Source organism: Silanimonas sp., assembly GCF_044377035.1.
GTDB lineage: Bacteria > Pseudomonadota > Gammaproteobacteria > Xanthomonadales > Xanthomonadaceae > Silanimonas.
Genome location: NZ_JBILJW010000001.1, coordinates 81,326 through 93,867 on the forward strand (window position 1 = coordinate 81,326; position 12,542 = coordinate 93,867).

Annotated in this window: 9 protein-coding genes; 5 read left to right on the top strand and 4 right to left on the bottom strand. The window is 70.9% G+C overall.

The window, feature by feature from the left end; genetic code table 11:
• The first annotated feature begins 51 nt into the window (after window positions 1–51).
• Window positions 52–1,893 (top strand): formylglycine-generating enzyme family protein, encoded by a 1,842-nt coding sequence (locus tag ACIQ6S_RS00435; protein ID WP_397606609.1) that lies wholly within the window; start codon window positions 52–54, stop codon window positions 1,891–1,893.
• 23 nt (window positions 1,894–1,916) lie between these two features.
• On the opposite strand, the gene phaR is transcribed toward ACIQ6S_RS00435, so the two are convergent.
• Window positions 1,917–2,438, bottom strand: coding sequence for a polyhydroxyalkanoate synthesis repressor PhaR (gene phaR, locus ACIQ6S_RS00440; RefSeq protein WP_397606610.1), 522 nt, complete (start codon window positions 2,436–2,438; stop codon window positions 1,917–1,919).
• Between the two features lie 139 nt (window positions 2,439–2,577).
• Complete coding sequence (gluQRS, locus tag ACIQ6S_RS00445) at window positions 2,578–3,474, bottom strand: tRNA glutamyl-Q(34) synthetase GluQRS (protein ID WP_397606611.1); 897 nt, start codon at window positions 3,472–3,474, stop codon at window positions 2,578–2,580.
• Window positions 3,475–3,576: 102 nt separating this feature from the next.
• Between gluQRS and htpX the strand changes: the two genes are divergently transcribed.
• Window positions 3,577–4,488, top strand: coding sequence for a protease HtpX (htpX, locus tag ACIQ6S_RS00450; RefSeq protein ID WP_397606612.1), 912 nt, complete (start codon window positions 3,577–3,579; stop codon window positions 4,486–4,488).
• On the opposite strand, the gene ACIQ6S_RS00455 is transcribed toward htpX, so the two are convergent.
• The gene (locus tag ACIQ6S_RS00455) at window positions 4,489–5,898 is read right to left on the bottom strand and encodes a diguanylate cyclase (RefSeq protein ID WP_397606613.1); all 1,410 of its coding nucleotides are present in this window, start codon (window positions 5,896–5,898) and stop codon (window positions 4,489–4,491) included.
• Window positions 5,899–6,016: 118 nt separating this feature from the next.
• Between ACIQ6S_RS00455 and ACIQ6S_RS00460 the strand changes: the two genes are divergently transcribed.
• The 3 genes from ACIQ6S_RS00460 (at window position 6,017) to ACIQ6S_RS00470 (ending at window position 10,316) form a co-directional block, all read left to right on the top strand.
• Window positions 6,017–7,570, top strand: a complete 1,554-nt coding sequence (locus ACIQ6S_RS00460) for a YdiU family protein (protein WP_397606614.1) — start codon at window positions 6,017–6,019, stop codon at window positions 7,568–7,570.
• A gap of 83 nt (window positions 7,571–7,653) precedes the next feature.
• A complete protein-coding gene (locus ACIQ6S_RS00465; protein WP_397606615.1) occupies window positions 7,654–8,547 on the top strand; it encodes an acyltransferase in 894 nt (297 codons plus the stop codon).
• A 68-nt stretch (window positions 8,548–8,615) separates the two neighbouring features.
• Entirely contained in the window at window positions 8,616–10,316 is a 1,701-nt protein-coding gene (locus ACIQ6S_RS00470; RefSeq protein ID WP_397606616.1) for a M28 family metallopeptidase, read from the top strand.
• A gap of 43 nt (window positions 10,317–10,359) precedes the next feature.
• On the opposite strand, the gene ACIQ6S_RS00475 is transcribed toward ACIQ6S_RS00470, so the two are convergent.
• Window positions 10,360–12,495 carry a prolyl oligopeptidase family serine peptidase gene (locus ACIQ6S_RS00475; RefSeq protein ID WP_397606617.1) on the bottom strand — a complete coding sequence of 712 codons (2,136 nt, stop codon included), beginning with the start codon at window positions 12,493–12,495 and terminating at the stop codon, window positions 10,360–10,362.
• Window positions 12,496–12,542 lie beyond the last annotated feature (47 nt).

The following is a 12,542-nucleotide window of genomic DNA, read 5'->3' on the forward strand; positions in this document are numbered from 1 at the left end:
GCCTAACGTCTCCGCCGCGCGCGCCGCGCTGTCCACGACGTTGTTTCCCGCGTGCCTTTCCGATCGTCCGCGCCTGCCATCGCTTCCGCCCTGGCCCTGCTGCTCTGCGCCTGTGGCGGGAACGACGCCGAATCCCCCGCGCCGGCCGCGGACGTCGCGGCGGAAACGGTGGCCGCGGCGCCGGCCGAGGCTGACACCGCCGAACGCCAGCCGCTGAAGGCGCGCACGGCGTGGAAGCCCACCCCGCTGCTCGTGCCCGCCGAGGCGCGCGACGCGCTGCTGATGCAGGCCACCGAAGCCGAGCGCCAAGGCCTGTGGTACGGCAACGAACCGCTCGGCGCCCTCGATTTGTACGCCGCCCTCGCCGACGCCGACCCGCCGATGCCGGAGGCGCAGGTCGGCCGCGACCGCATCATCGGACGCCTGCGCGAGCGCTTCGAGGCGGAGCGGATCGCAGGGAATCTCGACACCGCCGAGGAGATCGACGCGGTACTCGATGTCGTGTCGCCGGCCGATGCCGCGGGTCGTGAGGAAGCCCTGGCCGCGGCCCGTGTGGCTGCGACGGCCACCGCATCCGGCGATGCCCGCCGCGAGGCCGGGCAATGGCTGGCCCCGCGCGGCGCTAGTGCCGCAGCGGCCTACCGCGAAGCGCTGGCGGCGGTGCCCGGGTTCGCCCCGGCGTCGGCCGGCCTCGAAGGCATCGAGAAGGCCCTGCTCGATCGGGCCACGGCGTCGGTCGCGAAGGGCGAGTTCGATGCGGCGGAGGCCGATCTGCGGCGTGCCGCGCGCGTGGGGCTGGATCCCGATGCCGTGCAGGACGCTCGCGCCGCGCTGGCGCAGGCGCGGGCCGCCGCCGCCGCCGTCGCGGTGGATGAGGCCAACGAGGCCATCGATCGCCTCGACCTGCAGCGTGCGGCGACGCGCCTCGCGGATGCGCAACAGATCGATCCCCAGGCGCCCGGTCTCGATGAACTCTCCAGCCGCCTCGCCTTGGCCCGTCGCTACGGCCACTTCCGTCCCGGCCAGCGCTTCGCCGACGCCCTCGGTGGCGGCATCGACGGACCGGTGATGGTGGTGGCGCCGCACGGCGAATTCTCGATGGGCGCGGCCGATGACGAAGCGGGTGCGCGCGACAACGAGCGTCCGGCGCACGGTGTGCGTTTCGAGCGCGGCTTCGCGCTGGCAGTCCGCGAAACCAGCGTGGCGGAGTTCGCCCGCTTCGTCGCGGCCACGGGCTACCGCACCGTCGCCGAGCGACGCGGTCGTTCGACCGTCTACGACGAGCGCGGTGGCGCCATGCTGGAGTTGCGCGGCGCGCACTGGCGCCGTGGCTACCAGGGCCGCACGCCGGCCGCTCCGGACGAACCGGTGATCCATATCGCCTTCGACGATGCCGTGGCCTATGCCGAATGGCTGTCGGTGCGCACGGGCCTGCGCTACCGGCTGCCGTCCGAGGCGGAGTTCGAGTACGCCCTTCGTGGCGGCCGGGCCACGCCCTGGGCCTGGGGGGACCGCGCGCCCACGCGCGCCGTCGCCAACCTCACCGGCGAGGGCGACCAGTCACCGCAGGGTCGGCGCTGGGGGCGGGCGATCCGCGCCTGGTCCGACGGCCACTGGGGTCCCGCCCCCGTCGGAACGTACACGTCCGAGGGCTTCGGCACGCACGACCTGATCGGCAACGTTTCGGAATGGGTCGAAGACTGCTGGCACGACAGCTACCGTCGCGCGCCGGGTGACGGCCGTGCCTGGGTGAATCCGGGCTGCGAGGAGCGCGTGGTGCGCGGTGGCAGCTGGGCCAGCACGCTGGAGCAGAGCCGTTTGGCCTTCCGCCTTCAGGTGCCCGCCGCGCTCACGTCGGCGCGCATCGGTTTCCGCGTCGCGCGTGATCTGTAGGCCCGGCGCCGCCGGGCCCCGCCTCAGCTGCGGACTTTCTTCGTCGGGGCCTTGGCGGCCGGCTTCGCGCGCGGCGCCTTCTTCTTCGCCGGGGCGCTGCCCAGCGTGCCGCCCTTCAGCACGCCCTGCTGGAAGTTCTTCCAGAGCTCGAGGTTGCGCTCGGCGATCTGGTTGAGCATGGCGAACGGCGAGTTGCTGATCAGACCGCCGAGCTGCTTGCGCAGCGTGTGCTGCTGTTCGAGGAAGAGCTGCAGGCTGCGTTCGATGTAGCGGCTCATGAAGCCGTGCAGCGGGTCGCCGTAGAAGCGGATCATCAGCTGCAGCGAGGCGGTCGACAGCATCGGCTGCCCCTCTTCCTCGCGCTCCGCGATGATCTGCAGGAGCACCAGGCGGGTGATGTCCTGGTCGCTGCGGGCATCACGGACCTCGAACTCCTCCCCGTCGAGCACCAGCTGGCGCACGTCCTCCAGCGTCACGTAGCTGGAGATGCGCGTGTCGTACAGACGGCGGTTCGGGTACTTCTTGAGCAGGCGCGGCGAATCCATGGGGTGTCGATGGCGTTGTCCGAGGCGCCCAGAGTCGATGCCGCGCCGCACAACGGCAAGTGAAGACTTGTCAAGGCCATTGCCGGGGGGCGGATCTGTGCGCGGTTTCTCGGCGGCCCTGGGCCGCGGCCCGGGGGTTTCAGGCCGAGACAGGGCGTTCCCGCGGGATCCGGGCCGGGTCGAACGCCGCCGCCGCCGCCGCGACCGTGGCCTCCGCGCCCTGCCATTCCGGCCAGGCCTCGAGCGGCTGGCCCAGCGATAGCCAGCAGCGCCGCAGCACTGCTTCCGGTGGCTGGCCGTCGATGGCCTCTGCACCCTCGGATTTCGAGAGCTTCCGGCCCTCGGCGTCGCGCCACAGCGGCAGGTGCAGGTAGGCGGGCGTCGCCACGCGGAGCGCGTGTTGCAGTGCGATCTGCCGCGGCGTCGAGTCAAGCAGGTCGGCACCGCGAACGACGTGGGTGATGCCCTGCGCGGCATCGTCGACGACGACCGCCAGCTGGTATGCCCAGAGCCCGTCGGCGCGGCGCAGCACGACATCCCCGACGTCGCGCCGCAGATGCTGTTCGAAGCGGCCATGAACCGGATCGTCGAAACCCACGACGGCCTCGGGCACGCGCAGCCGGAAGCTGCGGGTGCGCAGCGCGTCGTCCGGGACGGCCACGCAGGCGCGGTGGATGCCGTCGCTGGCGGCGAGATCGGTGCGACTGCAGCGGCAGGCGAAGGCGAGTCCGGTGTCGAGCAGCGTGTCGAGTGCGCGCCGGTAGAGCGCGTTGCGCCGGCTCTGGAAGAGGATCTCGCCGTCGGCGTGGAGGCCGAGGCTGGCCAGCGTGGCCAACTGGGCGGCGGCGGCTCCCGGCCGCTCGCGCGGCGGGTCGAGGTCCTCGATGCGCACCAGCCAGCGGCCACCGTGGTGGCGCGCATGCAGCCAGCTGCCGAAGGCCGCGAGCACGGAACCCCAGTGCAGCGGGCCGGTCGGCGACGGCGCGAAGCGCCCGATGTAGGGCGCCGGCGGCGATGGTGGTGAAGGCTGCGTCACGGCGAGGGCGTGAATCGTCCGGGGATGCGTGGCTTTTCGCTTGAACTTTACCTTTCCAAGCCACACTAAGCGCTCGAACCAACTTGTTCCGGTGTCCCCGCCATGAAGCGTATTGCTCTATTCCTCGCCACCAACCTCGCGGTCCTGCTGGTGTTCTCCGTGGTCTGGATGATCCTCAGCACCTTCTTCGGGCTGTCCACCTTCGCGGGCGGCAAGGTGAACTACACCGGCATGCTGGTGTTCTGCGCCATCTTCGGCTTCGGCGGCGCCTTCGTGTCGCTGTTCCTGTCGAAGTGGATGGCGAAGCGCTCCACCGGCATGCGCGTGATCGACCAGCCGCGCAACGAGATCGAGCAGTGGCTGTACTCGACGGTGAAGCGCCAGGCCGAGAAGGCCGGCATCGGCATGCCGGAAGTCGGCATCTACGAGGCGCCCGAGATCAATGCCTTCGCCACCGGTGCGTCGCGCAACAGCAGCCTCGTCGCGGTGTCGACCGGCCTGCTCCGCGCCATGAGCCGCGACGAGGCGGAAGCCGTCCTCGCCCATGAGGTCAGTCACGTCGCCAACGGCGACATGGTGACGCTCACGCTGATCCAGGGCGTGGTGAACACCTTCGTGATGTTCCTCGCCCGCATCATCGGCAACATCATCGACCGCGTCGTGTTCAAGAACGAGGACGGCCCGGGCATCGGCTACTTCGTCACCGTGATGGTGCTCGAGATCGTCTTCGGCATCCTCGCCTCGACCATCGTCATGGCCTTCTCGCGCTGGCGCGAGTTCCGTGCCGACGCCGGCGGTGCCGACCTCGCCGGCCGCGAGAAGATGATCGCGGCGCTCGAGCGCCTCGCCCACAGCTACGGCCAGAGCACCCTGCCTTCGGAAGTCCGCGCGTTCGGCATCTCCGGCGGCGTCGCCGGAGGCTTCAAGAAGCTGTTCATGAGCCACCCGCCGCTGGCCGAGCGCATCCAGGCGCTGCGCGAGTACACCCCGCGCCGCCTTCCGACGGTGGCCTGATCAGGCCACTACGAGGCGGCCGCGACCGTCCCGTTTCGCCTTCATCAGCGCGTCGTCAGCGCGCTGCAGCAGGCTGGCGTAGGTGTCGCCGTCCACCAGGGTGGCGAGGCCGATGCTCGCGGCCAGCGGCAGGGTCGGCGTGCTCGCCAAGCCGAGCGTGGTGAGCAGCATGCGAGCGCGCGCCTCCGCGACCTCGACGGTGGCTCCGGGCAGGCAGGCGGCGAATTCATCGCCGCCCAGCCGTCCCAGCAGGTCCTCCGCCCGCAGTTGCTCGCGGCACAGCGCCGCGAATCGGCGGAGGGCTTCGTCGCCGGCGCCGTGGCCATGACCATCGTTGATGCGCTTGAGGTGGTCGAGATCGAGCATCAGGACGGTCAGGGGCTGGCCGAGGCGCTGGGCCTCGCCGATCGCCCGCGTGACGATGGCGGCGAAGTGCGCACGGCTCGCGGCGGCCGTCAGCGGGTCGGTGCTGAGCAGGGCCTTCAGGCGCTGGTTGTCGTCGCGGAGTCCGAGGAAAGACAGCGCCGAGTACGCCGTCAGCGAGAGCGCGATCAGTGCGAACTGCAGCTTCAGCGCATGCTGGCCGAGGCCGAGGCTGGCCACGAGTACGGCGATGGCGACGGCCGCACAGGCCAGCGCACCGAGGGCCTGCCGCGGAGTCTGGGTGTGGCTGATCCACTGCTGCACGACCAGTGCGAAGAAAACGGTGAACACGATGGCGTCGTCATCGGGCCAGACAGCCGCGGCGGCGAGCGTGCCGGCGATGAGGCCGATAAGGATTGTGAGCTTCGGCCACAGCGGCGGCGGTGCGCTGGCCGCGGCCTCCGGTGCGACACGTTGGCGCACGACTTCGACCAGCAGCGGGCCGAGGGCCAGAAGCCCGGTGTAGTCGCCGATCAGCCAGGGCACCACCGACCAGCGCAGGTCGATGCTTTCCGCCATCCCCGCGCCCACCAGCGCAGCACTCCCGCCCAGCGCCGACGCCGCACAGGCGGCCACGCCGCCGCCCAGCAGGACGAACAGCGTGGTCGGCCCGAAACGCCCCAGCGGGTCGCGTTTCGCGACGCGCTGCAGGGCGACGGCCAGCAGGGCCATCGGCACGGTGTGGGCGAGGGCGAAACCGAATCCCCCCACCAGAACGCTGGCGGTCGTCCACTCGAGGCCGAGCCGCTCCAAGGTGTAGGCGTGGCCGAGGAGGGCGGCGATGAGCACCGGCGGGATGCCGCGGATGCCGAACAGCACCAGCGCGGCGAAGGTCACCGCCGTCGGCGGAAACCAGAGGCTGGCGAACGGCGCGTACTCGAGCAGGCGGGCGGCCGCGAAGGCCGCCAGCCAAAGCGGGACGGTCGCCCACAGCCATGCCCGCCGCCCATGGCGGATCGGGAAAGTACGGGGCAGGGCGGCATCCAAGGGGCGATTGCCTGGTCAAGGGAAGACCCGAGTCTAGGGGTGCCGCGCCCCGTGATTCGTGCCTTGCGGCGCAGCTGCGTACACCCATTCGTAAACTGATGAAAACTCTGGAGTCGTGATGCGCATCGAAACCGCCCGAATGGTGAGCGAGCTGCCCGGCGAGGCTGCGCCGCGCCCCGGGACCCGCGACGTTCGCGGTATGGCCTGGTCGGCGACGGTGCCCACGCCCGTCTCGGCCCCCCGACTGCTCGCGTTCCCGCCGGCGATGGCCGAGGAGCTCGGACTCGACGCGGCGGCGATGGGCTCGCCGTCGTTCCTCGACCTCATGGCCGGCAACGCCGTTCCGTCGGGCGCAACGACGGTCGCCACCAACTACGGCGGGCACCAGTTCGGGCATTGGGCCGGCCAGCTCGGCGACGGCCGTGCCCTGCTGCTGGGCGAGGCGGCCGGGCGCGACGGCCGGCGCTGGGAGATCCAACTCAAGGGTGCGGGCCCCACGCCGTACTCGCGCCGCGCCGACGGCCGCGCGGTGCTGCGTTCCAGCCTGCGCGAATACGTGGCCTCCGAGGCCATGCATGCGCTGGGCGTGCCGACCACGCGCGTGCTCAGCCTGGTGGCGACCGGCGACGCCGTGGTGCGCGACATCCTCTACGCCGGCGACCCGAAACCCGAACCGGGCGCCATCGTCTGCCGCGTGGCCCCCAGCTTCCTGCGTTTCGGCCACTACGAATTGCCGGCCTCGCGCGGCGAGCGCGATCTGCTTGAAGGCCTCGTCGATCACACCATTGCGAGCCACTTCCCCGAGCTCATCGGGCCGAACGCGCGCGCCGACTGGTTCTCCGAGGTGGCGAAGCGCACCGGCGTGCTGATGGCCCACTGGATGCGTGTCGGCTTCGTGCATGGCGTGATGAACACCGACAACCTGAGCGTGCTCGGCCTCACCATCGACTACGGTCCCTTCGGCTTCCTCGACGACGCCGACCCGCACTGGACGCCCAACACCACCGACCTGCCGGGACGCCGCTACCGCTATGCCGCGCAGCCGCAGGTCGCCCACTGGAACCTCTCGGCCCTGGCCTCGGCGCTGGCGCCGTTGTTCCCCGACGCCGAGCCGCTGACGGCGGGCACGAACGCCTATGTCGAAGCCTTCCAGTCGGCGCAGGCGCGGATGTGGGCCGACAAGCTCGGCCTCGCCGACTGGCGCGACGAGGATGCGGCGCTGGTGTCGGGCCTGTTCGGTGCGCTGCAGGCGGCGGAGGTCGATTTCACGATCTTCTTCCGGACGCTCGCGGCCCTCGAAGCCGCCGCCGTCGTCGATCCGGTGGCAGCGCTCGCGCCGGCGCTTTACGACCGAGCCAAGGCCGAACGCGAAGCCGCCACGCTTGGCGACTGGCTGGCCCGCTACGCCGCGCGCCTCGCGACCGATCCGCAACCCGCTGAAGCCCGGCGCGCCCGGATGGATGCCGCGAATCCCTGGGTCGTGCCGCGCAACTGGCTGCTGCAGCAGGCCATCGACGCGGCCGAGCAGGGCGATACCGCCGAGCTGCACGCCCTGCTCGAGGTGCTGCAGCGGCCCTACGACGCGCAGCCCGACGCCGAGCGCTTCGCGGCGCGCCGCCCGGAGTGGGCCAAGGACCGCCCCGGTTGCTCCGCGCTGAGCTGCAGTTCCTGAATCGCCCTCCCCGAGGGCGTCGCGCTCACGCCGATTCATCCCTCCCGTCCTAAACTGCACTCGTGTCCCGAAATCCGTCGCCCATGCGCTTCGCCCCGATCACCTGGCTTCGTGCCGCCGCCGCTGGCGTGCTGGTCGCCATCAACACCGTCCTCCATGCCACGCCGATCCTCGCGCTGGCCGTCGCCAAGGGCATGCTGCCCTTCAAGCGCGCGCGAGCTGCGGTGTCGCGCTGGATGCCGGCCTTCGGCGAGAGCTGGATCGCCGTCAACGGCTGGGCCATCGCCACGTTCACGCCGACGCGCTGGGTCATCACCGGCGACGCCGCCTTCAGCCGCGCGCGCCGCTACCTCGTGCTCAGCAACCACCAGAGCTGGGTCGACATTCCGGTGCTGCAGAAAGTGTTGAACCGCCGCATCCCGTTCCAGCGCTTCTTCCTGAAGGACTCGCTGATCTGGGTGCCGGTGCTCGGCCTCGCGTGGTGGGCGTTGGACTTCCCCTTCATGAAGCGCGCCAGCAAGTCGCAGATCCAGAAGAACCCCGAGCTCGCGCGCCGCGACCTCGAAACCGCGCGCGCGGCCTGCGCGAAGTTCCGCGAGATCCCGGTGTCGGTGATGAACTTCGTCGAGGGCACGCGCGCCAACGCGAAGAAGCTGGCGCAGAGCAGCTACCGGCACCTGTTGAAGCCGAAATCCGGCGGCGTGGCGCAGGTGCTGAACTCGATGGGCGAACTGCTCGACGGCATCGTCGACGTCACCATCGTTTATCCGCAGGGACGTCCGAGCATCGTCGACCTGTTCGCCGGCAAGGTGCGCGAGATCCGCGTCGATCTGCGCCTGCGTGAGGTGCCGCAGGATCTCATCGGCGGCGATTACGAGAACGACCGCGACTACCGCATCCGCTTCCAGCACTGGCTCAACGCCCTGTGGGAAGAGAAGGACGCGCGCATCGACGCGCTGCTCGCCCAGCCGGCCTGAGTCGCCCGCGTCTGCGGCTTGCGCCTTCCGGTAGGCTCGGGGATTCCCGATCCCGCCGTGGAGTGCCGATGTCCCCGAGCCGTCTTCCTGTCTTGTCGCCACTGGCTGTTGGCCTGGCGACGGCCCTTCTGCTGAGTGCCTGCACGCCGCGCGAGGAGGCCGCCGCACCGGCGGCCGACCCGCTGCCCGAGGCCTCCGCGCCGGCCATCCGCGCCCACGTCGAGTTCCTCGCCGACGACCTGCTGGAAGGCCGGCTCTCCGGCACGCGCGGTTACGACATCGCCGCCGGATACGTGGCCAGCGAGTTGGCCCAGATCGGCCTGCGCCCCGGCGCCGCCGAGGGGTCGTGGATGCAGCCGGTCGCGCTGGTCGAATCGCTTTCCCTGCTGCCGGCCTCGCGGCTGGTGCTGCGCCCGGCGTCCGGTCCCGCCGTCACGATGGCGCCGGGCAAGGACTTCCTGCCCGTGGCCAGCCTCGACAAGGCCAAGGTGCTCGCCGAGGCCCCGGTGGTCTTCGCCGGCTTCGGCGTGTCGGCCCCGGACCACGGGCATGACGACCTCGCCGGCATCGACGTGAAGGGCAAGGTGGTTCTGGTGTTCGGCGGCGCGCCTTCGAAGTTCCCGCCGGAAGTGCGCGCGCATTACTCGGCCGGGCTCACCAAGACGCAGGCGCTGGTCGACCGCGGCGCGGTCGGCATCCTGCAGATCCAGACCCGCGACGACCAGCAGCGCACGCCGTGGGAGCGCCTCGTGCAGCAGAGCTGGCGCTCGCGCATGGCCTGGGCGGATGAGCAGGGCGTGCCGAATGGCGCGTGGCCGCAGTTGGCCGTTCGCGCGTCGATCAGCCCGGACAGTGCCGCAGCGCTCTTCGCCGGCGCGCCCCAGACCCTGGACGAGGCCTACGCCGCGGCCGAAGCCGGAACGCCGCAGGCCTTCGAACTGCCGATGACGGTCGAGCAGGAGCGCCACTCGATGATCCGCCAGCGGCAGAGCGCGAACGTCGTCGGCGTGCTCGAAGGCGCCGACCCGGCCCTGAAGAACGAGTACGTCGTCATCTCGGCCCACCTCGACCACGTGGGCAAGGGCGCGCCGATTGGCGGCGATGCGATCTACAACGGCGCCTTCGACAACGCCTCGGGCATCGCGGTGATGCTCGAAGCCGCGCGCCTGCTCGCCTCCGGGCCGGTGAAGCCGCGCCGCAGCGTGATCTTCCTCGCCGTCACGGCCGAGGAGTCGGGCCTGCAGGGCGCCGATTACTTCGTGCAGCACCCGACCGTGCCGCGCGAAGCCATCGTCGCCAACATCAACATCGATATGCCGGTGGCGCTGGCGCCGTTGGCCGACATCACGGCCTTCGGTGCGGAGAATTCGACGCTGGGTGCGGTGGTGGAGCGCGCGGCCGCAGCGGAAGGCGTGGCGGTGACGCCCGACTCGAAGCCGGAGGAAGTGATCTTCGTGCGCAGCGACCAGTACGCCTTCGTGCGCGCCGGCATCCCGGCGCTGTACATCGACGAGGGCATGCGCTCGACCGACCCGACGCAGGACCAGGCGGCGCGCGTCGAGGCCTTCCGCAAGGAGCGCTACCACCAGCCGGGCGACGACCTCTCGCAGGCCATCGACTGGCCGTCGCTCGCCATGCTGGCGCGCCTCAACGCGCGGGTGATCAACGAAGTCGCCAACGACGACGCTCGGCCGTCGTGGCATCCGGGCAACTTCTTCGGTGAGACCTTCGCGAAGCCGGCGGAAGCACCGCCGGCACCCACGCCCTGACGTTTCGGAAAGAGAAAGGCCCGGCATCGCCGGGCCTTTCGTTTCAGGGGTTGCCGGATTCCCAACGATCCAGCCACTGGTCCAGCTCGCGGTAGAAGGTGCGGCTGTTCTCGCCCTTCAGGATCCAGTGGTTCTCGTCGGGGAACACCAGCAGGCGGCTCTCGACGCCGCGGCGCTGCAGCAGCGACCAGTACTCGAGCGTGTTGTTGAGCGGCACGCGGAAGTCCTGTTCGCCGATCGTCACCAGCACCGGCGTCTGGAACTCGGCGGCCTTGAGCATCGGGTTCTGCGACACCCACACGCCGCCGCGCTCCCACACCGGGCCGCCCGCGTTCTGCTCGCGGCCGAAGATCACGTCGGAGGTGCCCCACTGGGCTTCCGAGTTGACGAGGCCGGCGTGGCTCACGAGGCAGCGGTAGCGCGTGGTCGTGCCCTGCAGCCAGTTCGAGAGATGCCCGCCGTAGCTGGCGCCGCCGGCGCACTGGCGGGTGCCATCGATGAAGCCGAAGCGCTCGATGGCGACGTCGGCGGCCTGGTTGATCTCATTGGCCGGGCCCTCGAACGGATCGCCCTGGATGCCCTGCGCGAAGGCCGTGCCGAAGCCGGTCGAGCCGGTGTAGTTGGTCAGCAGCACCACGCGCTCGGTGCCGGCGATCAGGTGGTAGTTCCAGCGGGTGAAGAAGCTGTCGCGCCACATGATGTGCGGGCCGCCGTGGATAAGCACGAACAGCGGGTACTTCTTGGCCGGGTCGAAGCCGGCCGGCTTCACCAGCAAGTTGTGGATGCGTGCGCCGCGCTCGCTCTCGAACCAGAAGGTCTCGGCGGGCGCGAGGTCGAGCGTCGCGGCTTGGGCGCTGTTGAACGCCGAAATCGCGCGATGGCCGCCGCGCAGGTTGATGCGCACGACTTCCGGCGGATTCACCGCGCTGTCGAAGTTCGCCACCAGCACGCCGCGAGCGGCATCGGCCACTTGCAGGCCGGTGTACACGCCACGGTCCATTTCGAATGCACGGCGGGCTTCGGTGTCGCCGATGCGGGCGGTGAACAGCTTCTCGTGGCCGGCCTCTTCGGCCGTCAACCACACGGTTCGGCTGTCGGCGTCGATGCCGAAGCTGGACACGGCGAGGTCGCCGGGCAGGGTGACCGTCGGACCCGCCTTGGCCTCCGGCCACGAGAATGTGGCGAGGTGCGTGGGCTGGTAGACCTTCTCGCCGCGGGGCGTGAACTGCGCCAAGAGGTGGCGGCCGTCGGCGCTGAACTGCGGACGGCCATGGCTGTCCTGCGCGCCGATGGCGCCGCTGCCGGTGAGGCGCTCGGCCTCACCGCCGGTGGCCGGCACGCGGTAAAGGTCGGTGTGGGTGTTGGCGAAGGCGGCGCGGTGGCGGTTCACCGTGGCCGCGAAAACCACGGTCTGGCCGTCCGGCGTCCAGGTGGCGTCGATCTCTTCGCCGGTCTCGGTGAAGCGGCCGCCGAAGCCGGGCTGCTTCACCAACGTAGAGGTCGCGAGCAGGTCCTTGGCCTCGCCGCCGGTCGTCGGCACCACGAAGATCCGCTGCTGGCGGTCGTCCAGCCAGCGGTCCCAGTTGCGGATCGGGAAGCCGGTGTAGATGCGGACGTTGTCCTTCCGCGCCTTGCGCTCGGCGGCGATGCGCACGTTGTCGGCATCATTCATCGTGCCGGGGAACACCGTGCTGATGAACAGGATCCGCGAGCCGTCCGGCGAAAACTGCGGCGTGCGCGCACCCGTCGAGAGTGAGGTCACGCGGCGCGGCTCGCCCCCCTGGGCCAGGTCGATCACGTACACCTGCGGCGCGGTGTCGCCTTCGCGTTGCACGGTGTAGGCGAGCCGCGAGCCGTCCGGGCTGAACACCGGGCCGGCTTCCGCGGCCTTGCTGAAGGTGAGCTGTCGCGGCTCGCCCTTGCCGTCGGTGGGCAGCAGCCAGAGGTCGGCCGTCTGTTGGGTCGGGTCGTAGGCCGGCCGGGTGGCGACCACGGCGGCGTAACGACCATCGTGCGACAGCGCCGGCGGCGACAGGCGAGCGAAGCCCCAGAGGTCTTCATGGGTGATCGGCCGGCCCGCCGCGACGGCGACGGTGCTGGCGGCCGCGGCCGCGAGGGCGAGCAGGGCGGTGGTGGCGCGGGTGGCGCGGGGCAGGGCGAGGCGACGCAGCAGGCTCATGCGGGGTCCCGTGGGTTGGCGAGCCGCCGAGGATCGCCGAAATCCTC